The organism is Planococcus beijingensis (assembly GCF_016820615.1).
Classification (GTDB): domain Bacteria; phylum Bacillota; class Bacilli; order Bacillales_A; family Planococcaceae; genus Planococcus; species Planococcus notacanthi.
In genome coordinates this window covers 1,051,031-1,074,773 of sequence record NZ_JADHDZ010000001.1, presented here as the reverse complement: position 1 = coordinate 1,074,773, position 23,743 = coordinate 1,051,031, and the positions used below count along the sequence as shown (strand labels likewise).

At 46.4% G+C, this 23,743-nt stretch carries 19 protein-coding genes and 1 other RNA gene; 2 read left to right on the top strand and 18 right to left on the bottom strand.

Translation table 11 applies throughout. The features are described from left to right. Window positions 1-119: 119 nt before the first annotated feature. The 11 genes from IRE19_RS05070 to IRE19_RS05020 all read right to left on the bottom strand — a co-directional run bounded on the left by IRE19_RS05070 (window position 120) and on the right by IRE19_RS05020 (window position 15,183). On the bottom strand, window positions 120-1,049 hold the full coding sequence (locus tag IRE19_RS05070) for a sulfurtransferase (RefSeq protein ID WP_203339509.1): 930 nt from the start codon (window positions 1,047-1,049) through the stop codon (window positions 120-122). A gap of 3 nt (window positions 1,050-1,052) precedes the next feature. Then, window positions 1,053-4,634 (bottom strand): dynamin family protein, encoded by a 3,582-nt coding sequence (locus IRE19_RS05065; protein WP_203339508.1) that lies wholly within the window; start codon window positions 4,632-4,634, stop codon window positions 1,053-1,055. Window positions 4,635-4,731: 97 nt separating this feature from the next. Continuing rightward, window positions 4,732-5,490: an SDR family NAD(P)-dependent oxidoreductase gene (locus IRE19_RS05060; protein WP_203339507.1), complete on the bottom strand. Its 759-nt coding sequence runs from the start codon at window positions 5,488-5,490 to the stop codon at window positions 4,732-4,734. Window positions 5,491-5,584: 94 nt separating this feature from the next. Then, entirely contained in the window at window positions 5,585-7,090 is a 1,506-nt protein-coding gene (locus IRE19_RS05055; RefSeq protein ID WP_191714272.1) for a carboxypeptidase M32, read from the bottom strand. A gap of 53 nt (window positions 7,091-7,143) precedes the next feature. Continuing rightward, a complete protein-coding gene (locus tag IRE19_RS05050; protein WP_203339506.1) occupies window positions 7,144-9,051 on the bottom strand; it encodes an ATP-dependent DNA helicase in 1,908 nt (635 codons plus the stop codon). Window positions 9,052-9,104: 53 nt separating this feature from the next. Then, window positions 9,105-10,238 (bottom strand): THUMP domain-containing class I SAM-dependent RNA methyltransferase, encoded by a 1,134-nt coding sequence (locus tag IRE19_RS05045; protein ID WP_203339505.1) that lies wholly within the window; start codon window positions 10,236-10,238, stop codon window positions 9,105-9,107. A 272-nt stretch (window positions 10,239-10,510) separates the two neighbouring features. Beyond that, an RNA gene (rnpB, locus tag IRE19_RS05040) (RNase P RNA component class B) lies at window positions 10,511-10,890 on the bottom strand. Window positions 10,891-10,938: 48 nt separating this feature from the next. Next, window positions 10,939-11,232 carry a cell division regulator GpsB gene (gene gpsB / locus IRE19_RS05035; RefSeq protein WP_191714269.1) on the bottom strand — a complete coding sequence of 98 codons (294 nt, stop codon included), beginning with the start codon at window positions 11,230-11,232 and terminating at the stop codon, window positions 10,939-10,941. 65 nt (window positions 11,233-11,297) lie between these two features. Next, on the bottom strand, window positions 11,298-12,545 hold the full coding sequence (locus IRE19_RS05030; protein ID WP_191714268.1) for a ribonuclease H-like domain-containing protein: 1,248 nt from the start codon (window positions 12,543-12,545) through the stop codon (window positions 11,298-11,300). Between the two features lie 6 nt (window positions 12,546-12,551). Further along, window positions 12,552-14,822 (bottom strand): DEAD/DEAH box helicase, encoded by a 2,271-nt coding sequence (locus IRE19_RS05025; RefSeq protein WP_238943048.1) that lies wholly within the window; start codon window positions 14,820-14,822, stop codon window positions 12,552-12,554. After that, window positions 14,815-15,183 (bottom strand): YppE family protein, encoded by a 369-nt coding sequence (locus tag IRE19_RS05020; RefSeq protein ID WP_191714267.1) that lies wholly within the window; start codon window positions 15,181-15,183, stop codon window positions 14,815-14,817. Before IRE19_RS05020 ends, IRE19_RS05025 begins: the two co-directional genes overlap by 8 nt. 188 nt (window positions 15,184-15,371) lie before the next feature. Between IRE19_RS05020 and recU the strand changes: the two genes are divergently transcribed. Both recU and IRE19_RS05010 read left to right on the top strand, forming a co-directional pair. Continuing rightward, window positions 15,372-15,983, top strand: coding sequence for a Holliday junction resolvase RecU (gene recU, locus IRE19_RS05015; RefSeq protein ID WP_191714266.1), 612 nt, complete (start codon window positions 15,372-15,374; stop codon window positions 15,981-15,983). A 34-nt stretch (window positions 15,984-16,017) separates the two neighbouring features. Then, window positions 16,018-18,771: a penicillin-binding protein 1A gene (locus IRE19_RS05010; RefSeq protein ID WP_203339504.1), complete on the top strand. Its 2,754-nt coding sequence runs from the start codon at window positions 16,018-16,020 to the stop codon at window positions 18,769-18,771. Between the two features lie 45 nt (window positions 18,772-18,816). Here the strand turns inward: IRE19_RS05010 and IRE19_RS05005 are convergent, their stop codons facing one another. From IRE19_RS05005 to IRE19_RS04975, 7 genes are read right to left on the bottom strand one after another with little or no spacing between them, the layout of a single operon-like run. Then, window positions 18,817-19,155, bottom strand: coding sequence for a YpoC family protein (locus IRE19_RS05005; RefSeq protein ID WP_191714264.1), 339 nt, complete (start codon window positions 19,153-19,155; stop codon window positions 18,817-18,819). Next, window positions 19,130-19,810: an endonuclease III gene (nth, locus tag IRE19_RS05000; RefSeq protein WP_191714263.1), complete on the bottom strand. Its 681-nt coding sequence runs from the start codon at window positions 19,808-19,810 to the stop codon at window positions 19,130-19,132. Before nth ends, IRE19_RS05005 begins: the two co-directional genes overlap by 26 nt. A 12-nt stretch (window positions 19,811-19,822) precedes the next feature. Further along, entirely contained in the window at window positions 19,823-20,524 is a 702-nt protein-coding gene (locus tag IRE19_RS04995; RefSeq protein WP_191714262.1) for a DnaD domain-containing protein, read from the bottom strand. Window positions 20,525-20,553: 29 nt separating this feature from the next. Beyond that, a complete protein-coding gene (asnS, locus tag IRE19_RS04990; protein ID WP_191714261.1) occupies window positions 20,554-21,849 on the bottom strand; it encodes an asparagine--tRNA ligase in 1,296 nt (431 codons plus the stop codon). 31 nt (window positions 21,850-21,880) lie between these two features. Continuing rightward, window positions 21,881-23,071, bottom strand: coding sequence for a pyridoxal phosphate-dependent aminotransferase (locus IRE19_RS04985; protein WP_238943047.1), 1,191 nt, complete (start codon window positions 23,069-23,071; stop codon window positions 21,881-21,883). Window positions 23,072-23,086: 15 nt separating this feature from the next. Beyond that, on the bottom strand, window positions 23,087-23,563 hold the full coding sequence (locus tag IRE19_RS04980) for a cell wall elongation regulator TseB-like domain-containing protein (protein ID WP_203339503.1): 477 nt from the start codon (window positions 23,561-23,563) through the stop codon (window positions 23,087-23,089). Between the two features lie 8 nt (window positions 23,564-23,571). Next, on the bottom strand, window positions 23,572-23,742 hold the full coding sequence (locus IRE19_RS04975) for a YpmA family protein (RefSeq protein ID WP_191714259.1): 171 nt from the start codon (window positions 23,740-23,742) through the stop codon (window positions 23,572-23,574). Window position 23,743 lies beyond the last annotated feature (1 nt).

Below are 23,743 nucleotides of genomic sequence, written 5' to 3'. Positions count from 1 at the left end.
AGCCCACGGAACGCGAAGTGGCCGGACCGGTTGGGGTATGCACCGCTATTCATTTTGGAAAGACTTTGTCTACAGTCTGAAAAAATCCCCGACAGCTAAAACAGCTGTCGGGGATTTTCTTATTTGCTATCCAATAATGATTTTTCGTACTCAAACTTTTTCATCAGCATCTCACCCGAATAACCCTCTTCGATCAATTTTGCCAAGATCGCTTTTGTTTGCTCATCTGCTGCTTCAGGGTGCTCGCCCCGGTCGAATTCGACAACGTTATCCGCGTCTGTAATCCAATCCGAAAAACTGCCCATGTAGAGTTTCAGCTGGTCATAGCCTTTTTCAGCCATGATGGCATAAAGAGCGGCTGCCGTTACACCGCTGCCGCAATAAACTACTGCAGGCTCATGCTGCTGGACGATGTGGCTGATGTCATCGCTTAGCTGGAATTCTCCTTTGGAAACAAATTGAGCCCAGTCCAAATTCCGTGCTCCTGGAATCCGCCCGGCCACTGGATCGATCGGTTCTTCCAGCCCTGCATAGCGTGCGGCGGAACGTGCATCCACCAGCACACCCAGCTCATCGCCGCTGATGACATTCTTCACGTATGTCTGGTCAGCAAAAAGTTCATCATTGAACTCGATTTTTGCCTCAGTCGGCTGGGGATTCGGCATTTCAACAGAAACGGCGATTCCCTGCTCTTTCAGTTTATCAAAGCCTTTTTGGCTGATGTAAACCTGATCAAAACCTGCATATTTCAAGAGCCACCAGGCACGCGCCGCATATGGCGAGCCCCCCTGATCGTAAACGACAACGGAATCCTTGGGGTCCAAGCCACTTGACCGAATCAATTCAGCCAATTGCTCAGTTGACGGCATTGGGTGCCGCCCATTAGAAGAAGACATATCGGACATGTCTTTTTCCAGATCCCAAAAGACTGCTCCTGCCACATGCTCTTGCTCATAAAGCTTTCTGCCTGCTGATGGATCTTTTAAATCGAATCGTGCATCTATCCATTTATGGTTTTCGGTATCGGTCGTTTCAATAAACACTGACATCGTCTACACCCTTCCGTCCATCAAATTTGAATACAGCTCTTTCCATTGTGCCAATCGTTCGGATTGCTGCAGTAAAATACGCTCTGAATCAATTTGGTCGACTGCCTGGCGTAGGATATGCTGGCGCAAACCTTCCGCTTCCTGCTCGATCCAAAATTCAGCCCAGTTGCCCAGTTCTTTTTTCTCTTTTTCCAAGTAACGCAACGCATCCGGCTCCATCATGGCCTGCAGTGCATCACGCAGCTTCTCTTTTTCATTCTTCTCGAAGAAGCTCTTATTGTTCTTGTAATACGATTTGACCGAAGAATAATCGGCCTCCATGAATGGTTTGGCAATTTCCAGGGTCCCGGCTTCCTGAACTTCATATGGAGTAAATGAAAAGTCGGGATTCAATTCTTTCAATTTGGCAGCATCTTCCTTGAAGCGCGATTCCAACCTCTTTTCGATAAACTGGCCAAGCCGGAAATTGGTGACACGCAATTCCTGCTGGAAATCAAAACCGGTCATTTCATTCATATCCTGTAAAGCCGTATCCAATGCCTGCTGTGCGGATTTATTCGAAAACACAGAAGGATTGAATGCTTCCTTGAAAAAGTCATTAAAACGGTAAAAGACGCGTTGGTTGACGTAGTACAGCAATTCATCCAATTCCTGCAGAGCTTCACGCTCCAATAGTTTGGCGATCGATGCACCGAAAAGGATGCGCAACTGCTGTTCCAACTGCTTGAGTTCCTCCAAGCGTTCATCTTTACGCAGCAGGTTCTTTTCCGTATGTTCAATCAAGCTGCGGAAGCGGTCCACTGCTTTTTGCTCTTCTTCTGCAAGCGACTGGACCGCCATGCCTTTCAGTTCTTCTTTCAGGAAATGCTGGAACGCTTCCTCAAACTCCGGCATTCCCGAATGTTCCCGGTCACGCAGTGCCAAAAGGCTGGACACGCCGAACAATCGTGGGAAACGGATGCCAAAACGCTGCAACTCGTCTTTTACATACGTAACGACCGCATCTTTTTCCTGCTCGTTGTTAGCCAGGTCGATAGCGTTGACGACAAAGAACATCTTATCCATTTCAAAAGCGTCTTTGACGCGTCCAAGCTGAATCAGGAATTCCCGGTCGGCTCGAGCAAACGCATGGTTATAGTACGTGATGAACAGGATGGCATCGGCATTGCGGATATATTCGAACGCCACATTGGTATGCCGCGCATTGATGGAATCCGCTCCCGGTGTATCCACGAGCGTCACACCATTGCGCGTCAGTTCGCAATCATAGTAAAAGTCGATTTCATCAACGAAACAACTTTTCTCTTCTTTTGCTACATACAAGCCAAACTCTTCACGGTCTGTACGGATGGTTTCGCCCAAGCGGTCTTTAAACACAGGATAGCCTTTGTTGAAAGCCGTAATGAATGATTTATGAACCTGTTGCTCGGTTGGTGTATTTTCCGGCAGTTTTAAAGACTTGGCATACGCATCTTCCAATGTGGAAATTTCCACTCCCAGGACATGGAAAGAGTTTTTCACATCTTCTGTCATCTGTGCACGCGTCTTCAAACGTACATCCGCTGTTTCGTGCGGATGCTGTTCCGTAACCGGCCGGATGCGGTTGATGGTGGCTGTTGTCGGGTTTGGTGATACCGGCAAGACCGTTTCTCCCATCAGGGCATTTGAAAACGAAGATTTTCCGGCACTGAACGCACCGAATAAAGCGATCGTGAATTCCTGTCCTTCCAGACGTCCCGCTTTCCGTTTCAAATAGGCAGCCGTTTCAGCAAAACCTTTGATCGGGTCGATTACTTCCGCAGTCCGGTTGGCACGCTCCAGTACGGCCATTTCATCGAATGACGCCACTTCAAGCGTTTCTTCCTGCTGCTCTTGTACTTCCTGCTGCTGCTCATTCTTTTCAAGCATAGCCGGATCGAATTCCGTCATTTCTTCAATAGAGACTTCAAATTCTTCCAACCATTGATCCACTTTTTCTTCGGCTGCCGTTTTTTGCTTCGGCAATATGGCTGAATAAGATTTTTTCACTTTTTCGATTTTGCTGTCCATCTCTTCGAGCGTTTCAATGGCCAATATTTTCCGAGACAGGATTTGTGATTTCATATCGATTTCTGTATTGGCATCATCCGTCAAACCTTCGAACTTTTCTTCCTGTGCTTTTTTCCAGCCATCCGTTTCACGGATAAACCAGCGCTGCACAGCCGTCGAAATGCTGTTGGCAAAGTTCAATACGGCATCTCCAGTTGTGGAAGCACCTTTTGGCGTTTGTTCTTCAACGACTGAAACCGGCACTTCAAACACCATATCATCAATTGCCAGTGATTCAGTATCGGTCAATATTCCGGCATCCTTCAATGAAGACTTCATCAACTTTTTCAAATGGTTGGTGATCTGAGAGGAAACAGTCAGTTCCAGCCGTTCAGCCACATCCAGTTTCCGCTTCTGCCGTTCTTCTTCTGTCTTTTTTCCGCTGAACAGCATGCCGACTTTAAAATTCGGCTGCACCGACTCCAAGTAGCTGGTCAAGGCGCTGCGCAATTCATAAGGCATGATATTCGAGTTTTCCAGCAGTTCTTTGCGGCTCTTCTCGAACTTGGCTTGCCAGTTTTCGAAGTCCTGAACAGACATCCGGCGGGACACCAATGCATTTTCATTTTTTAGGTCTTCACGCATTTCCCATTCTTCCGGATCGAGTGTATCGGAAAACGCCTGAAGACGCTCTGCTTTTTCATCTTCCAAAAACTTGATGTGTTCATCCTTCAATTGGCTCAAAGCTGAATCAGAAGCTTCGCCGATATGGCCTTTCCAATCCTGCATAGTCGAAGACACCAAGCCCTTGACCTTCTCAAAATCATTGCCCGGAAAATCGAAATCCTTCAAGGACGTGAAGAAGATGCCTTTTGGAACGACTCCCCATGCCGCAAACGAGTCATAGACCGATTGCTGGAAATCCGCAAAGCTCATTTCACTGCTTTGGTGTTTATCGATTTGATTGACAATCAAATACAGCTCCGTGTATTTCTGCAATTCTTTCGTGAAATTGAAATTCAATTCGGACTGAACATGGTTATAATCCATGACATAAAAGACCATATCCGCAACGTGCAGTGCCGACTCTGTCGACAGGCGGTGGGCGTCATCCGTTGAATCGACACCTGGCGTGTCCATTACAGTGATGCCTTTAGGCAAGACCGATGCTTGGTGGCCAATATCGATTTGAGTAACATCCCCGCTTTTGCAGAACTCCTTGACGGCGTTAAAATCATAATTCTCGGGAAAGTAGACAGGCTTTTCGTTGCGCATATTGACGATGGCGAAATCCGTATCCGCTTTCTGGACATTGACGATATTGGCACTGGTTGGTATCGGACTCGACGGCAAAAGAGTCTCTCCAGTCAGCGCGTTGATCATGGATGACTTACCGGATGAAAAATGTCCGGCAAAACCGATGATGAAATTGTTCTTCAGAATTTTCTTCGCAAATAAATGGGCTTTCGCTTCACGCTCAGTATCTTCATTGTCTTTGAAGATCTTATAGAGATGCGCCGTTTCAAGTAATTCTTTTTTATGATCCAGAACTGTCATTTAGAAATCTCCTTCTCCGCTTACTGTTCTCTATCATATCATTTTTAATGGAGAACGAAAAACTTCCTTCCCGAAATTGGGAAGGAAGTCCGTATTCTTATGAAAACCCGTGTATGGACATGCCGCCATCGACGAAAAGCGTCTGCCCTGTAATATAACTCGCTGCGTCTGAAGCCAGAAATACGACGGGCGAAGCCACTTCGGGCAATTCCCCGACACGTTTCATCGGCGTCACTGCCAGTATCGTATCCAGGTATTCGGGATCGTTTAAAATCTTCTCCGTTAAAGGCGTTTTGAAATACCAGGGCCCGATTGCGTTGACACGGATATTCTTCGGTCCCCATTCCATCGCCATCACTTTGGTCATTTGGATGATGGCTGCTTTTGACGCAGCGTAAATTACGCCGGTCTTCAAGGCACGGTCTCCGCCGACTGAACTGATATTGATGATGGAACTGCCGCTTTCCATCTTTTTGACCGCTTCCTGTGAAAACATAAAGACGCTTTGTGCGTTTGTGTCCATAATTTGATGCCATTCCCCATCGGTTGCATCCGTCAGAGAAGAACGGATATTCATTCCGGCATTATTCACCAGAATGTCAATCGCTCCAAACTGATCCATCGTTTTCTCTACCGCTGCCTGGATGTCACTGCGCTTAGTAATATCTGTACGAATGTATGCGGTGCGGCCGTTGCCGATTTCCTGCTGGGTCTGTTGCAGGTCCGATTCGGTGCGTGCCACCAGCATAACATTAGCTCCAGCTTCTGCCAGCGCCATGGCGATCGCTTTTCCGATGCCTTTGCCTGCACCTGTGACAATTGCTGTCTTGCCGTCTAAACTGAATGATTTCAACATCTTTTATCGCCTCCGCTCCTATTATAATCAAACAATTCGGCAATTGTCTTATAAATTAAACAAAGCCACCGTGAATTTCACGGTAGCTCGTTGGTTATTTATCCAATTGGTAAATCTTCGAATACTTCTCTTCCAGGTAATCTGCCAAGTAATCCGGGTTTAATCCTTCTCCCGTAACTTCCTTGAGGATTTCCAATGGTTTTTTAAACGCCCCATGATGATGGATGTTTTTGCTTAACCATTCACGGATCGGTTTGACGTTCCGCTCTGCCAATAACTCATCAAAATTCGGCAAGTCTTTCAGCATGGCATCCTTGAACTGGGCTGCGTACATATAGCCAAGTGCATAAGAAGGGAAGTAGCCGAAGCTCGCGCCAGCCCAATGGACATCCTGCAGTACACCTTCTGCGTCATTCGAAGGCCGGACACCCAAATACTCTTCGTATTTATCGTTCCATAGCTGCGGCAAGTCACGAACCTGTAAATCTCCATCAAACAAACCTTTTTCGAGCTCGTAGCGCACCATGATATGCAATGCGTACGACAATTCGTCTGCTTCGATGCGGATCAATGATGGTTTTGATTCATTGATGGCCCGCACGTAATCCGCCAGTTCCACATCAGCAAACTGCTTAGGTGCGTACTCCTTCAATAAATTAAAGTTGTTTTGCCAGAAATGTTCGTTGCGGCCGATAAAATTCTCACAGAACAAAGACTGTGATTCATGGATCCCCATTGATGCGCCCGTTTCAATCGGCAAGCCAGCCAACGCTTCGCCCAAGTTCTGTTCATACATGGCATGTCCGCCTTCATGAATGGTGCCGAATACCGCATTGCGGAAATCGCCTTCGTCGTACTTGGTCGTTACCCGGATATCCTGGCGGTTGATCGAAATCATGAATGGGTGAACCGTTTCATCCAATCTGCCTGCTTCGAAATCGTAGCCTAGCTGTTCCAGCATTTGACGGCTGAAATCCTCCTGTGCTTCTTTCGGGAAATGCTCATAGAGAAATGCCGTTTCGGGTTTATTCGGTGAAGCGGCAATTTTTTGCACCAACGGCACGATGCGGTTACGCAATTTGCCGAAGACTTCATCTAAAATCTCTGTCGTCATGCCCGGTTCATACTGATCGAGCAACGTATTATAAGGGCTGCCATTTTTCTCGCCCCAATAGCCGATCATTTTTTTCGTGCTGCTCACCAAGTCCTCTAAATAAGGAAGGAACATTGAGAAATCCGAAGCATCTTTGGCAGTTTCCCAGACCGATTCCGCTTTGGACTTCAAAATGATGAATTTCTTGTATTCTTCAGGAGGGACTTTTTTGCTCAAATCGTATTCTTTGCGCGCTTCTTCTACGGAACGGCGGATATAAGGATCCAGTGTTGCCTGATTTTCTTCTAAAGAAGAAAGCAGTTCGCCAAACTCATCTGAAGTCGATAAATTGAATACTTCTGCAGACAACGTACCGATGCTCTCAGAGCGTAGTTCTACGCCTTTTTTGGGTGCACCTGTCCGCAAATCCCAATACAATAATGCAATTGCTTCTTCATAGCCTTTGATCTTGCTGAAATGCTCGGTAAACTGTTTTTCGAGTGACACTTAAATCCCCCCAATGCTTGATGAGACTATTGTATCACAACAAAACCAACAGCTTAAAAGTTTTCAGCAGGGACCGGCAGAATTGTTTCCCATAAATGTTCTACGCGCAGTTCGTCTTCATTCAGCAATAGATGAATTTCGCCGTAATCCTTCGAAGTACGGATCAGGCGGCCTATTCCTTGCTGGATACGCAGCTGCATGAACGGCAAATCGATCTCTTCCAACGGGTTGTTGCTGAACTTGCGTTTGGCATCAAAAACAGGATCCTTCGGAGGGAACGGCAGATCCACGATGATGACTTTCGTCAAAGCTTCACCAGGCAGATCCAAACCTTCCCATAAATGATACGAACACAAAATCTGGAATTTGCCTTCCTGAAATTCTTTGACGACCGTCGACAGCTCACGATCTCCTTCGAATTCAATGGTGTATTGATGATCCAGCGGCAAGGATTTCTTGAAATTGTCCATCTCCATTTTTGATGTGAACAAAACAAGCGACTGGTCACCCGCGCTGAACAGGTCATAGACACGTTCAAATTTCTGCTGCTGCTCCAGTGGATGTTTAAAGATTTTCATGACGTCTTCATAATCAAATGGAGACGAAACAGAAAATGATTGGTATTTATCGATTCCGAGACTATCAGACAGATAAGTGAAATCTTTTTGAATCGATAAGGTAGCGGAAGAAAAAATGATCGGAATTTTTCCGTCAAACAGTTTTTCGTCCAAAATATCGGTAACGAGGCGCGGCATGATGACCAATGTCTCGATCTCATCTTTTATTTCCAGCCATGTTACCGCGTCGCCTTCTTCTACAAACAAACGCATCGAGAAGGTGTATTGCTCAAAATATTCTTCAGCCAAGCGCAGCTCGTATTCAGGAATGGTGAAAAGCTCGCCTTCAAAGACGAATTCTTCCATCATCAAATCAATGTGGCGAATCAGCAATTTGCCGACTTCGACTAATTCCGGAGCTTTCGCGATGGCTTTGCGGTCTTCAGTACTTGCGACGGTATGGATGCGCAATAGACGGAAAAACTCATTGTGGAGATCTATGGTCTGCTCGATCATGTTCAATGTTTTTTCACGCATGCCATCGGAAAGAATGCTTTCTGTCACATCTTGAAGTGTACTTTCCTGCACTTCGTAAGTCAGTGCGCGCTGTGCGGAGAATTCGAGCAAATGGCCTTCATCAAGAACAATTTGCGAGAATTCCGGAAGCAAAGGCGTCTGCCCTTCCCGTTTGCGTGCTTCTTTTGTCCAAATATGCTCCATCAGGAAATCATGAGAGCAGATGACAAGGTCTGTCGCCTGACGGTAATGGTTGCGGTGGATGGTCTGCCCGCATTTATTGCGCAGATCGCAGGCATTGCAGTTTTGGATCGGATGGTAATTGACCTGCTGCCACTCTTCATCCGTAACTTCCGGATAGCTTGAGCGTTCACCGTAAGGATAGGTATTTTGCATGGAATAGGTTTTGTTGACGAATTCCGGCAGGCTGAATTCGATATCGTCCAGAAAATCAGCATCACTGCGTTTTTTTGCGCCTTCAAAACGCTGGAGGCATAGATATTGGTCACGTGATTTCGCCAGGCGGACATCCAGGTTCAAATCGAACAGGTCATTCAAACGGTCGACGTCCCCGCCTTTTTTGACCAATTGCTCGATCAACGTTTCGTCCGCACATGAAATGAGAGCCGGTTTTCCGGTATAGCGTGCATAAGCGATTGCAGGAAGCAAATAAGCCATGGTTTTCCCAGTCCCTACTCCGGCTTCCGCAAACAGCACCGCTTTTTCTTTCAAAGCCTGTTCAATTTGGAAAGACATGAAAATCTGCTCATCGCGCAAATCATAGCCTTTTTCAGGCAGCTCATCGTAAAACACATCGCCGATCCAATCATTGAGTGATTCAAAGAAAGTTTTGTCCTTTGTTAAAGGAAATGGTAGTGGTTGTCTCATAAACTCTCCTCACAGAGAAACGGAAGAGCCGCTGCCCTTCCGTTTCGTCTCATTTATTTTTTAGAACGTTCTCCCCAGAATTGGAAAAGATCCGTACGGATAAACCCGTTGAACAATTTACGTTTTTTGGTTGCCGGCTGCCCGTATAGGGTTTCGAAACGTCCCATAGATGACAGCATATACACGGACCATGTCGGATGTTGTGCAAACACACGGCCCATGTCAGCAATCATTTCTTCAATGATTTCAATTTCACCGATACGTTCGCCGTATGGCGGGTTGCCGACGACTACGCCGTTTTCTTCCGTTGCGACAAAATCCTTCACTTGCCGCTGTTCGAAGCGGATCAAGTCGCCAAAACCGGCTTCCCGAGCATTCTCTTCCGCGACTTTCAGCATGCGGTGGTCGATGTCTGTGCCCAGAATATTAAGGGGTTGGTCATAGTTCGCCAACTCTTCCGCTTCTTCGCGGACTTCATCCCAAATCTCCTGGCCGATCCAAGGCCATTCTTCGCTATCGAATTCGCGGTTGTAGCCTGGTGCAAGGTTTTGCCCGATCATCGCCGCTTCAATGGCGATTGTACCGGAACCACAGAATGGATCTACAAACGGACGGTCCGGCGTCCATCTTGATAACTTCACCAGAGCTGCAGCCAAGGTTTCCTTCAACGGCGCTTCCCCTTGATCCAGACGGTACCCACGTTTATGCAGTCCAGCGCCGCTTGTGTCGATGGACAATTGAACTTTGTCTTTCAGGATCGAGACTTCAATTTTAAAGCGCGGTCCTGTTTCATCCAAGAATGAATTGCGGTGATACGCTTTTTTCAAACGCTCAACAATCGCTTTCTTGACGATCGACTGACAGTTTGGCACACTGTGCAACGTCGATTTGACCGATTTCCCTTGTACCGGGAATTCAGCGTCCACCGGCAGGAATTTTTCCCACTCGATGGCTTTTGTCTGTTCAAACAATTCATCAAAAGTATAAGCGTTGAATTCACCGGCGATGATCTTGACGCGGTCAGCTGTCCGCAGCCATAGATTTGTTTTGGCGATATCGCGTTCGTTGCCTTCGAAAAATACTTTGCCGTTTTCTGTCTGTGTTTCATATCCTAATTCTTTAACTTCGTTGGCTACAATCGACTCTAGGCCCATTGCGGCTGTTGCGAGCAATTTAAATGTTGTCATAACGACTCCCTCTCCAGTTGTTCACTATTTCAGTTTTCGGTGTTTGTTCTATTTTTCATCAATCGCAAGAAAAATACGTATGAAGAAATCGCGCCAGGCGGGCGCCATGCCGAAAGCGGCCGAAGCGATTATAGAAATTTTTATATTTCAGCACAAGCACACAGTTAAATTAGTAGGATCTAACCAGCCCTGCTCAAAAGTTTGTCTGATAATATGAAGAAAAGCTCCCCCGACAGGAGAGCCTTTGATAAGCATTTTAAGACCATGTGAAATTCTATAAGCCATGTTTTGTTTCCACGTACTCAAACGGTTTGCACCTCGTACTAGTGGACAGCAACCATCTATCTGCAAACTTGCGTCTGCCTCTTCATCGGTTCATTTCCCTCAGAAAAGTGCCCCTACCGTAATTTGGGTTTCTCGCTCACGGGGTTTACCTCGTTCCACCTGTATAATTTCTTATACAGCTCCGTCACTGTGGCACCTTCAGGGTATTTCGGCCATATCCGAAGACTTAGGCGTTCTACCCGCCGTCAGCTATTGCTAGCTGCCTCAGCTTATTGTTTCACTGAGCGCGATCACTACGGTCATCTCAGAACCGTGCGAGCATGGACTTTCCTCTCCAGCTAAAAAGCCGGAGCGATTGCCAGAATTTCAAATGGCTTTACCAGTATACGTCATTTGGCGCAATAAAACAATGGTTTTACTTATTATCCAGCTTGTTGCCGAATACGTGGTTCTCCAAATGGGATAGGCGGCGCAGAATATCAAAATTCGTTGTGCCTGGAGCCGGGGTTGCCTGTTTTCTTGGAGTATCTTCCAATTCCATACGCAAGCGTTTGTTTTCATTTTGCAATTGTTCAATCCGTTTTGAAAAGGCTTCGTAATCCTGGATGATTTCATCGAGGAAATGATCTACTTCATCCTGATTATAGCCGCGCATACCTGTTTTAAAATCTTTTTCCAGTATATCTTTAGATGTGAATTTATTTTCCATTTTAATCGTCCTTCCATAAAAAAACTACCTTACGCTAAGTATAGCATAAGGTGGATTTTTCGTGTTTAGTTCTCATCAAGTTCCGGGCGTTTTTTTCGCTTTTTCTCTTCCAGCCGCGTTATCCTTTTGTGGATATCCGAAATCAATGACTGGCGTACTTTCGTATGCTCGCTGGCTTCTTTTGCAAAGCCGGCCATAATCAATGCCTGGTCCAGATTGTGCAATTGGTGCTCATACAGTTTAGCCGCATGGATCCACGCTTCCACTTCGATGCTGCCGCGCAGATGAGGCGCCGCTTCCTTGAACAATTTGACGGCTTCCTCATGGTGGCCCGCCCGCTTCTTTTGGATGGCGAGCAAATAACGGGCCAATGCTGAAGAAGCGCCTCTTTCTGCGGTGACGTGCTCAAGATACGCAGCACTTTGATCAAACTGCTTTAAATCCGCATACCATTTCCCAATATTCGTATAGGCGCCGCTTGTTTCCGATTCCATATCCTCCATCAAAAGATTGGACGACAGCACGTACAGTGACACCAATGACAAGATATCCAGTTCATTGTGGTATAACACTTTTGCCAAACCTTCTGGAAAGCCGCTTTTCACCGCATCCAGATAAATGGCTGGGATCAAATAACCCGGCACATCCCCTTGACGCATAAAACCAAGCTTTTCTTCCTCGATGGTACTAAGTTTCATCCGGGCCAATTCATTTTTCCAGATCCGTTTGGTGCCATGAAATAAGTCAATTTGCCGTGGAACTGGTAATTTCGGCAGAATATGCCGGTGCATGGTCCAACGGGATGTCAGCTGTGGCCAGTCGAAACTTTTTCCGTTATAGGAAAAGATGATCGGATCCTCGTTTTTCCACAAACCGGTTTCATACAAAAACGCAGCTTCATGTGAAGGGTCCGGCATGATGTATTGCATCATCTCAAAATGGTCACTGCGTTTCACCAGCAAGCCGATCAAAAAAATATAGGCGCCGGTTCCGCTAAGGCCAGTGGTTTCCGTATCGAAAAACACCAAAGGGTCCTGCTCGCTCAGTTTAAACGGATGATCGAAATCCACATTCCCCCAAGCTTTCAGCACAGGATCGAGTTCATTCAGAACCACTGAACCATGGCGGGTATCGAGCGGGTAAATGATTTTTTTCCGGTACACAAAACCGAATTTATTTTCTACGAGCTCAAGCCCGATGTTATTCCATTTGCCTTCATGGAGCGGCCGCTCTGCCGCTTTCGGCTGCTGCTTTTTAGGCGGCTGTTTTTTCAGCATGCCTTTCATCTGAAGAAGTTTATTTTCAAACGACATCTTTCTTCACCCCTCTTTACGGAGATCATCCAACAAGCGGATGACATGGCCTTTCATGCTGATGGCAGCATCCTGTGCACCAATGCATGACGGACATCCATCGAGGCATGGGCATTCTGAAACATGCTGCTGTGCCTTATCCAGCAAAGGCATCCACAAATCGTAGATCCGTTCACTGATGCCGATGCCACCCGGATAGGAATCATGGATGAAAAAGGATGGCATGTCGTTATGCGGCGACTTCACTTGCGGCACAACATGGACATCCCGGCGGTCGCATTGGACAAATACCGGAATGAACGACTCGATGGCATAGGCCGCTCCGGTCATCGTATCCGACAATTCCGATTCCGAGAAGTCCTCCGGCTTGGTGAAGCTCAGCCAAGTCGACGAAGTATGCAGCTCTTCCGCAGGAAGCGAAATCGGACCGGAACCGATATTGTCATGCGAATCGAAACGGATTTTCTTGAAGATTGTTGGCATTGCCAGAACAGCGATGTCTCCATAGAACACTTCCGATTTGTTCATTTTCTTGTCTTTGTCTTCACTCATCACTTTCAGCTCGACCGCCAAATTGGCATCGGTGAAATAATCGACATCGACTTCCCGGACATAGGCTTTCTTTTCTTCCCAATCCAAAATTTCCACTTGGAACTGTGTGCCTTGGTGCAGGTAGATGGCTTCTTCATGTAAAAGCGTCATTGCACTGAAACGGTCCATCTCACCTATCACCCGTGTATCCGCGGGCACAGACTGGTCGATGATGACGACATTTTCCTGTGAAGCGGAGCGGAGCGAAATATCATGCGCCGGGAAACGGTCGCTCATCCAATGCCAGCGGTCCGAGGTCCGGACAAGCACCCCTTCTTCCTGCAGGTACTCAAGCAACTCCTGCACTTCGAACTCGCCGTATTGATCATCAATGCGGAATGGCAGCTCAAAAGAAGCGCATTTCAAATGGTCCATCAGAATGATGATGTTTTCCGGATGGATGCGCGCTTCTTCCGGAGACTGGTCCAGCAAATATTCCGGATGGTTGATGATGTATTGGTCCAGTGCAGTCGACTGTGCCACGTAAATGACCAGGGATTCGTCCTGCCGACGCCCTGCACGCCCCGCCTGTTGCCAGGCGCTGGCAATATTGCCGGGATATCCTGTCATGATGCACGCCTGCAATTGGCCGATATCGACACCAAGCTCCAAGGCATTGGTGGACACAACGCATTGTATCGAACCATCGCGCAGCCCTTTTTCAATGGCTCGCCGCTCTGTCGGCAAATAACCGCCGCGGTATCCTTTGATCGAGTCGTCCTGCAGTTTCATTTTGGTGATGGCTTGAAGATACGTCACCAGCATTTCGACGCGGACGCGGCTCTTGGCAAAAACGATGGTCTGGATGCCGTTTTTGATCAGATGGGTGGCGAGATCTCGTACTTCCAGGATTGCGCTTCTGCGGACGCCAAATGTCGGATGGATAATCGGCGGGTTGTAGAAGACAATATGCTTTTTGCCGGAGGGTGCACCGTTCTGGTCAATCAGTTGATGGGTGCTATTGGTCAGGTTTTCCGCCAGTTCTTTCGGATTAGCGATGGTGGCGGATGTGCAAATAAAGACTGGGTCGCTTCCGTAAAACTCACAGATCCGCTTCAGTCTGCGGATGACATGCGCTACATGTGTCCCGAATATGCCTTTATACGTATGCAGTTCATCGATCACTATATAATGAAGATTCTCGAAAAGAGAGACCCATTTTGTATGATGCGGCAAAATCGCGGAATGCAGCATATCCGGGTTGGTCATGACGATTTGTCCCGCTTTGCGTACCTTTGTCCGGATTGCAGGAGAAGTATCTCCATCATACGTATAAGATAAAATCGCTTCTTCCGTTTTTTCGATCAAGTCATGCAGATCACTTTTTTGGTCTTGTGCCAACGCTTTCGTCGGGAACAAGTACAGCGCACGCGCCCCTGGATCATTTAGAATCTTGTGCAGGACAGGCAAATGGTAGCAATACGATTTGCCTGACGCTGTAGGGGTTACTGCTGTAAACGATTTGCCCGCTGTGGCCAAATCGAACGCTTCGCGCTGGTGGGTATATAATTGTTCAATGCCTTTTTTGCGGAGTGCCGCTTTTAGGCTGTCATGCATCTCCGGTGGAAATTCAGCATATTGAGGCGGTTTTTCCTGTCTAGTATGCCAATGGACAATCCGTTCCATCATGTCCGGTTCCGTTTTCCATTCGTTCATCAATTCAGGCAGTTTTTTTCGCTTAATCATTTTCAGCACTCTTTTCATCGATGGCCAAAATGAATGTCTGCAATGTATATTGAGCCGCTTGAATCGTTTGGATAAAACGTTTCTTGCTCGTTTCCTTGTAAAAGCTTTGAACAAAAAACTGCGTCATGCCTTCTGCCGCAGTGTCGATTGTCGGCTTGTGTACATACTTCGGACGCTGCTGCTGGATATATAGCAGCGATTCTTTTTGCCATTCATTTATTTTTCCATGCCAGTAATCGGCATATGGTTTAACATCTTTATAAAAGTCAGGGACCGCGTCTTTTTCACGCATTTCATAAAAACGGTCCAGGCATTTTCCACATTCATCGTATAATGCGGAAGAGAGTTCTCTAACTGTCATTGTGCAACCCCTCCATTGCCATTAGTTTATCATATTCACTAATGTGACACGACTTTTATCGAACAGACATTCTTTCGGGTTGGAGCATCCGGTGAAATCCGCTATTATTAGAACATAAAGTTGAAACCTTTCAGCATATCAGTCGTCTAAGAGCTTGTGATATGATAGAGTAAGCGAGGTGTATCGTAATGGCAATAAATTATCCGAACGGGAAAAAATTCATTCCCTCAACTGCTCAACCTGCCAAAGAGCAAGCGGCCAAAAAAAAGAAGAAGGATTTTTCCTTCAGCAACCGCGGCAAAACTTTAGAGGATGAACTGAATGAAACCAATGATTATTACCTTCAATTGGGATTGGCGGTCATTCATAAGAAGCCGGTACCTCTGCAGATTGTTAAAGTAGAATACCCTTCCAGAAGCGCAGCTGTGATTCGGGAAGCCTATTTTCAAGCTCCTTCCACAACTGACTATAACGGTGTCTGGAATGGCCGTTATATTGACTTTGAAGCCAAGGAAACGGAAAACAAAACTTCATTTCCATTGAAGAACATTCACGACCACCAGATACATCATATGTCTCAAGTGGTCAAACAAAATGGAACGGCGTTCATGATCATCCGATTCTCTTCCTGGCAGCGCTATTTCATCATGCCTTTTGCAGAACTCGAAGTTTTTTGGAACCGGATGATAACAGGCGGAAGAAAATCGGTTACTTTGCAGGAAATTGAAGAAACTTCATTTGAAATTACACCTGGAGCATTCCCCCGCATCGACTATTTGCCTCTTCTGAATAAGCTTTAAGCACCATCATATATATGAAAGTGAGGAACCGATCTTGAGCGACAAACAAATTTCGCGTGAAGAACGCCGAAAAGCAATCGAACGCCAAAAGAAAGCAAACAACAAAAAGAAAAAGAAATCCCCAGTAGTTTTATGGATGAAACGGATCCTAATGGCGATCTTCGCCATCGGCATTGCGGGACTGGTATTCGGAGCATCCCTGTTTGCCTACTACGCAAGCAGCGCACCCGAGATTGATGAGGAACTTCTGCGCGACCCGATCAGCCCGACCTTCTATGCAGCTGACGGCGAAACGGAAATTCCGTATATTACCGCAGAGAATCGGGAATATGTTAACTACGAAGACATCCCGAAAGTAATGGAAGATGCCATTCTGGCTACAGAAGATAACCGTTTTTACAAACACTCCGGCATCGATGTCATCCGTTTAGGCGGAGCTGTCATCGCTAATATCACTGGTGGCTTCGGATCTCAAGGAGCCAGCACAATCACTCAGCAGGTCATTAAAAACTCGTTCCTGACCAATGATAAGACCTTAAAGCGAAAAGCACAGGAAGCTTATCTGGCCTTTAAGTTGGAGCAGGAATATGAAAAAGAAGAAATTTTCGAGATGTATTTCAATAAAATCCTGATGTCTGGAAACATTTACGGTTTCGGAACAGCTTCAGAATATTTCTATGGCAAACCATTGGGCGAATTGACGCTTGCTGAAGCTGCATTGCTTGCAGGAATGCCGCAGAGCCCGAACGGCTATAACCCGTTCACAAATATAGAACGTGCTGAAGAACGCCGAAATGTCGTCTTAAGCTTGATGGATCAGCACGAAAAAATTAGCACAGAAGAAAAAGAACAAGCGCAGGCAGCACCTGTTGCCGATTCACTGGTTCCTGAAGGTGAGCGCCAGCCTCAAACGGCTAGCAGCGAACACACTGCATTCATGGAAATGGTGGAGGATGAGCTTGAATCATTGGAAGGCGACTACTCGCTGGACGAAGGCCTCACCATCTACACGACATTGGAACCATATGTCCAAACTAAAGTAAACGAAGCGATGGCTTCTGATTTGTTCTTTGATGATAATGTCCAATCGGCTATGACCGTCGTAGACACGAAAACAGGCGGAATCAGCGCAGTCGGAGCGGCTCGCGAGTATACAGGTGATGTACGCCATAATTATGCAATTGACGGCAGTCGCCAAGTAGGATCAATTATCAAACCTATTCTGGATTATGGTCCAGCTATCGAATACTTGGACTGGTCTACTGGGCAAACCGTTGTGGATGAACCTTACTCCTATGATGACAATGGCCAGGAAGTCCGAAATGTAGATGGACGATTCCTTGGAAGCATGACGATCCGTGAAGCACTTTACCGTTCACGTAATATCCCGGCGGTAAAAACCTTGGCCGAAGTAGGCACTGAAAACGCCGGCGAATTCATGAAGAATGTTGGACTCAATATGGAGAATATCTATGAATCAACAGCTTTAGGATCAGCAGAGTTTTCGACAGTCGATATGGCGGGTGCTTTTGCAGCATTCGGGAATAAAGGGGAATTCATTAAACCGCACACCATCAAGAAAATTGTATTCCGTGATGGTTCGACCGAGCAAATCGTTGAACCAGAGCCGGTACAAGCCATGAAAGACAGTACTGCCTATATGGTGACGGACATTTTGAGAGATGTCATGGATCCCAACCGCGCCGGTGCTACCGGTAAAGAAGCGGCTATCAGCGGATTGGACCTGGCAGGAAAAACAGGTACCACCAATTATACAGCCAAAGAAATGCAAGATTATAATTTAGACTCCAGCTCAGCACCAGATGTCTGGTTTGCGGGTTATACGACGGACTATGCAGTTTCCGTCTGGAGCGGCTACCCTACTCGAAAAACACCAATTGACACAGCATCGGATGAACGTTTGCTAGCTCAGCGTTTATTCAAAAGTGTAATGTCTGAGATTTCTTCTCCTGAAACGGCCCGTTTTGAACAGCCGGATTCAGTTACCGAGAAAGTTGTCGAAGTAGGATCTGTTCCACTGAAACTGGCAAGTGCATTTACACCCTACAGCATGAGAAGCACTGAGCTTTTCGCTCGCGGAACCGAACCGAATTCCGTATCTCAGCGCTACGTTGTAGAAGATTTGGCTACACCAAGCGGATTGCGCGCAAATGTCAGTGGAAGCTCAGCCCAATTGTCGTGGAATCATGGAGACGATGACGTATCCTTTGAAGTCTCCGTTGAAGTGGACGGATCACGCTCGGTCCTTACCACTTCATCAAGCAAGTCCTACACATTCAATGGACTTGAAGAAGGAAAAACTTACACATTCCGTGTCGTAGCAGTCAACAGTACACAACGCAGCGACCCTGCTTCAACAGTAGTGGAAGTTGCTGCTGCTCCTGAAGAACCGGAAGAAGAACCAGCCGAAGAGCCGGTTGAAGAAGAACCGGTCGAAGAAGAGCCCGTTGAAGAAGAGCCAGTCGAAGAAGAACCAGTCGAAGAAGAACCAGCTGAAGAAGAGCCAGCTGAAGAAGAACCGGCTGAGGAAGAACCAGCTGAGGAAGAACCGGCTGAAGAAGAACCGGCTGAAGAAGAGCCAGCCGAAGAAGCACCGATTGAAGAGCCGACAGATCCAACTGAAGAAGAGGAAAGCGAAACGCCTTCTGTCAACAGCAGTGGAAATGGCAATGCCGAAAGCAATAATAACGGCAACGGCAACAATGGCAACAATGGCAACGGAAATGCCAATAATGGCAATGGACAAGAAGACGAAAATAATAACTGAATAACAAAACCCCCGAATGCATCTGCATTCGGGGGTTTTGTGTTGTCATTCAAGTGAACGCTTCAATTCAATGCGTTTTCTGGCAACTGTCTTTTTCATTTCAGCGAACAGTTCCGCAAGCTGTCGATAGGCCGCATATGTACCTGGAGAACCTTCCATAAAGGACAGGCGCTCCGAACCATTCAACGGCTCAAAATCCGGCTCTCCAAGTGCTTCACGGCAATGGGACAACAGTCGTTTATATAGCTCGATTCCAACTTCTAGAACCATTTTCGCGCGTTTATCGCGCTGCCTATGCAAAACGGCCAGTTCCACTGAAATTCTGTCCCATTCCAGAAAGTACGGATCGAGTTGTTCTTTAGTTAACTTCTGTAACGATTTCACGTTTGACAAGTCCTTTTTTCTCGCGTTTCTGCCCTTCACGGCAACGGTCAAACAGCGGACAGATGTGGCAGCCCGGGTTCTGTGATTTGCAATGGTAGCGGCCGAAAAAGATGATTTGGTGATGTGTCTTGGACCAATCGTCCGCTGGCGTCTTTTTCATGATCGTCTCTTCCACCTGCAGCGGATTGTCTTTCCAACGGTTCAATCCGAGGCGTTTGGCCACACGTTCCACATGGGTATCTACTGCTAAAGCCGGTATGCCAAAAGCCACGGAAACAACCACATTGGCTGTTTTGCGTCCAACTCCGGGAAGTGTCATCAAAAGATCGCGATCGGCAGGCACGATGCTGCCGTATTCATCGATCAGGATTCGGCTCAGCGCCTGAATATTTTTGGCTTTGTTCCGGAACAGGCCGATCGAACGGATATCCTGCTGCAATTCTTCTAAAGAAACCGATACATAATCTTCAGGCGTATGGTATTTCTGGAATAAGTCAGCCGTCACCCTGTTCACCAACTTATCAGTACATTGCGCAGACAGCAGGGTGGCAATCAGCAAATCGAACGGGTTCCGGTGAACCAACTCACAATGGGCATCCGGAAACATCCGATCCATTTCTTCGAGACAGGCAAGCCATTCTTTTTTGGACATCATCTACTTCACCTTCTAATTGCGGTCTTCCAGCCAATTGTAAAACTGAACTTTTTTCGCAACGTTTTCTGTCGGCTGAATCCGGATATTTTTCTCTCTGAAAGAGCTTGCGTGTTTGGTGACTTGCGTGGAAGTTTTGATGTTTTTCTTTTTCCATTCGAATAAAATCCGGTCCACATAACGGAGACTGATTTTTTGTGAAATGACCGCTTCTTTCAATGCCATCCGAATCACTTCCGGCGTATGGCCATCCTGGTCCATCCACATCGAGATGGTTTCGATTTCCATCGGAGAAAGAAAACGTCCGAATTCTTGTTCGAACAATTGGAATATCTCTCCTTCCAATTCCTTCTGGGTGTTTTCTTTCACTTCGTGTTGTTCTTTGAACACACAATCCAGCAGTCGGTCCCATAAAGGCTGCAAAGAAATGATTTCCGTCAGCACATCATTTTCTGTCGTTTGTTCAATTGCTAGATATCCTTGCTGCATCAACTTTTGCAACATCGTCGTTACGCTTTTTTGCGAAGTCATCATACGTGCTCCAATTTCATCAGGCGTTGGAAATTGGTTCCCAGTTTGTTGGAATGCCTGAATGTGTATGAGCAGCATAGCTTCTTCGTCTGTAATCTTCAGTTCTTTATAAAACTGAAAAAAAAGCTGGGAAATGTTAACATTCCCCTGCTCGATCCACGTTTGCAGCCGATTAGGTTGTTTCATATCCCAACCACCTTTCCATTTATTTATTTTTAAGGATACAATCTGTTCAATAGACGCGGGAATGGAATCGATTCTCTGACGTGTTCAACGCCGCTGATCCATGCAACCGTCCGTTCAAGGCCTAAGCCGAAACCAGAATGAGGCACAGCCCCGAATTTGCTCAAGTCCAAGTACCATGCATAAGCTTCTTCATCCAGTCCATGTTCCTGGATGCGTTGTTTCATTAAGTCGTAATCGTGGATACGTTCTGATCCTCCGATGATTTCCCCATAGCCTTCAGGTGCGATCATATCTGCACACAAGACCACATCATCACGGTCCGGATGCGGCTGCATATAGAACGGCTTGATGCCAATCGGGTAATTGGTGATAAAAATCGGCATATCGTAGCTTTCTGCCAAAGCCGTTTCGTGTGGAGCCCCGAAATCTTCGCCCCATTTGATGTCATCAAAGCCATTTTCGTTCAACCATTTGATGGCATCATCATAAGAAACGCGCGGGAATGGTGCTTTTATTTTTTCAAGTTTCGATACATCTCTTTCAAGACGTTCCAATTCCAATTTGCAGTTTTTCAAGACAGATTGGACGATGTGGGAGACGTATTGCTCCTGCACTTCCAGGCTTTCTTCGTGTTCCATAAATGCCATTTCAGGCTCGATCATCCAGAACTCGATCAAATGGCGGCGAGTTTTGGATTTCTCTGCGCGGAAAGTAGGTCCGAACGAGAATACTTTTCCAAGTGCCATTGCAGCGGCTTCCATGTAAAGCTGCCCTGACTGTGACAGGTAAGCATCTTCATCGAAATATTTCGTTGCGAACAACTCAGATGTCCCTTCTGGTGATGAACCCGTCAAAATCGGTGGATCTACTTTTACAAAGCCGTTTTCGTTGAAGAATTCATAAGTCGCACGAATGATTTCGTTGCGGATTTTCATGATGGCATGCTGTCTGCGCGAACGAAGCCATAAATGGCGGTTGTCCATCAGAAATTCCGTACCATGCTCTTTTGGTGTAATCGGGAAATCCTTTGCTTCATGAATCACTTCAATGCCTGTAACAGCAAGCTCATAGCCGAACGCAGAACGTTCGTCCTCTTTTACTTCCCCTGTTACATAAAGAGATGTTTCTTGCGTCAATCCCTTAGCTGTTGCGAATAATTCCTCTCCCACTTCAGCTTTTACGACAACACCTTGCACAAATCCAGAACCGTCACGCAGCTGCAAAAATGCAATTTTTCCACTCGAACGCTTATTGGCGATCCAAGCCCCTAACTTAACTGTTTCCCCATTATATTTAGCCATTTCGGCAATAGTAATTTTTTTCATCCAGCGATAGCCTCCAAAGAATTAGGTTGTCTTAGTCTTTCCATTTTGATGTAACAAATTGATGGATCCGTTCCACGGCTTCCGTCAACGTTTCAAGCGAAGTCGCATAGGACAGACGAATTGTTGAATGTGCACCGAATCCAGAACCCGGAATCACCGCAACATTTGCTTCTGTCAATAAAGCCGCAACAAAATCATCAACCGATGTGAAGCCTGTTTTTTCTGCAGCTTCTGAAACATCCGGCAATAAGTAGAACGCGCCTTGAGGGCGAATCACTTGGAAGCCTGGAATTGCCTGCAGTTTCGGGAATATGGCTTCCAATCGGCTTTCAAATGCCTGCCGCATTTCCTCTACTGCATCCTGTGGCCCATTATAGGCTTCGATTGCCGCATATTGCGAAGTTGTTGTCGGATTGGATGTTGAATGGCTCGCCAAATCCGTCATCGCTTTGATCAGTTGGGCATCTCCGGCTGCGTAACCGATGCGCCAACCTGTCATTGAATGCGATTTCGAAACGCCGTTGATCAGAATCGTGCGGTTCTTTGCATCTTCTGAAAGAGTCGCGATGGACGTATGTCCAACGTCTCCGTAGATCAGCTTTTCATAGATTTCATCTGAAACGATGAGGATATCAAATTCACGGCAAACTTCCGCCAGTGCTTCCAACTCCTCTTTCGAATAAATCATCCCTGTCGGATTGCTAGGCGTGTTGATGATAACCGCTTTTGTCCGGTCAGTAATGGCTTCTCTTAATTGCTGAGGAGAAATTTTGTATTCCTGGCTGGCTGTCGCTTCTATGTATACCGGAACACCCTGCGCCAATTTCACCTGTTCAGGATAGCTGACCCAATAAGGAATCGGAATAATTACTTCGTCACCTTCATTCAACAGCACTTGAAATAATGTATAAAGTACATGCTTAGCACCGATTCCGACCATAACTTCTTTCGGCTGATAGCTCAGCTGCTGATCGCGCTGTAATTTATTGATGATGGCTTCTTTTAAAGCAGGCAATCCGCCTGCTGGCGTATACTTGGTCTTGCCGTCTTTCATTGACTGATAAGCAGCTTCCAGGATGTTCTCTGGCGTATTGTAATCCGGTTCCCCGGCACCGAGGCCGATGATATTGACTCCTTGTGCCTTAAGTTCATTTGCCTTTGCAGTGATTGCCAAGGTTGTTGAAGGTGTTAAAGTTTGTACACGATTCGCTAAGTTGATCAAATTTTTTCCGCCCTTTCACAAATTCAATATGCGTTTCCACCAGGTTCCATCGCCTGCTGATAAATAAACATAATTCAAGCTGTCTTTTTCATTGAGAAAAGCGATCTCCCAGACCGGTCCGTCTTTTTCCATCCCAAGTCTGGTATGCAGTATTTCTTTGACATCCATTTCAGCAAGAGCAATTTCTCTGGCTTGCTGCGCCGTTATCTTATCTTCCAACGGAATTGCCTGCAGCTTGCCTTCTCCTGTCGGAACAAAGACTGCAACGAGTTCACCCTTGCTGTTAGTGCCGAGCACCGTCACAGAAGCGGTCGTATTGGTATAGACATAAGCCCGTTCCACTTCTTCAATCAATTGCTCGCTTTTAGCGCGGTCAATTGCCAACTCTTCGGTTTCGGAATAGGGTTTATTGCCAAGAAACAATATTAGGATGATGATGGCAACGGCCAAAAAAGACAGAAAACCGAGTATGAATGTGATCCATTGTTTCATTTCATCACCTATGTTTTATATATTGTAAAAATTGCTTTTTCAGAGTCTTCTTTGTCAAGCGCCAGGCCGAACATTAAATTCTTGTCTTTTAAAGTGCGGTTCAAGGCGTCCACCACTTTATATAAATCTGACTGATACGTAAGCTCTACTGTAGAGATCACTTCAATTTTGGATTCCATG

What these genes read in the sequence shown, in the direction of transcription:
- IRE19_RS05070 (WP_203339509.1), bottom strand. Translation starts at nt 1,049, where the DNA reads ATGTCAGTGTTTATTGAAACGACCGATACCGAAAACCATAAATGGATA.
- IRE19_RS05065 (WP_203339508.1), bottom strand. Translation starts at nt 4,634, where the DNA reads ATGACAGTTCTGGATCATAAAAAAGAATTACTTGAAACGGCGCATCTC.
- IRE19_RS05060 (WP_203339507.1), bottom strand. Translation starts at nt 5,490, where the DNA reads ATGTTGAAATCATTCAGTTTAGACGGCAAGACAGCAATTGTCACAGGT.
- IRE19_RS05050 (WP_203339506.1), bottom strand. Translation starts at nt 9,051, where the DNA reads ATGAGACAACCACTACCATTTCCTTTAACAAAGGACAAAACTTTCTTT.
- IRE19_RS05045 (WP_203339505.1), bottom strand. Translation starts at nt 10,238, where the DNA reads ATGACAACATTTAAATTGCTCGCAACAGCCGCAATGGGCCTAGAGTCG.
- gpsB (WP_191714269.1), bottom strand. Translation starts at nt 11,232, where the DNA reads ATGGAAAATAAATTCACATCTAAAGATATACTGGAAAAAGATTTTAAA.
- IRE19_RS05030 (WP_191714268.1), bottom strand. Translation starts at nt 12,545, where the DNA reads ATGTCGTTTGAAAATAAACTTCTTCAGATGAAAGGCATGCTGAAAAAA.
- IRE19_RS05025 (WP_238943048.1), bottom strand. Translation starts at nt 14,822, where the DNA reads ATGATTAAGCGAAAAAAACTGCCTGAATTGATGAACGAATGGAAAACG.
- IRE19_RS05020 (WP_191714267.1), bottom strand. Translation starts at nt 15,183, where the DNA reads ATGACAGTTAGAGAACTCTCTTCCGCATTATACGATGAATGTGGAAAA.
- recU (WP_191714266.1), top strand. Translation starts at nt 15,372, where the DNA reads ATGGCAATAAATTATCCGAACGGGAAAAAATTCATTCCCTCAACTGCT.
- nth (WP_191714263.1), bottom strand. Translation starts at nt 19,810, where the DNA reads ATGATGTCCAAAAAAGAATGGCTTGCCTGTCTCGAAGAAATGGATCGG.
- IRE19_RS04995 (WP_191714262.1), bottom strand. Translation starts at nt 20,524, where the DNA reads ATGAAACAACCTAATCGGCTGCAAACGTGGATCGAGCAGGGGAATGTT.
- asnS (WP_191714261.1), bottom strand. Translation starts at nt 21,849, where the DNA reads ATGAAAAAAATTACTATTGCCGAAATGGCTAAATATAATGGGGAAACA.
- IRE19_RS04980 (WP_203339503.1), bottom strand. Translation starts at nt 23,563, where the DNA reads ATGAAACAATGGATCACATTCATACTCGGTTTTCTGTCTTTTTTGGCC.
- IRE19_RS04975 (WP_191714259.1), bottom strand. Translation starts at nt 23,742, where the DNA reads ATGGAATCCAAAATTGAAGTGATCTCTACAGTAGAGCTTACGTATCAG.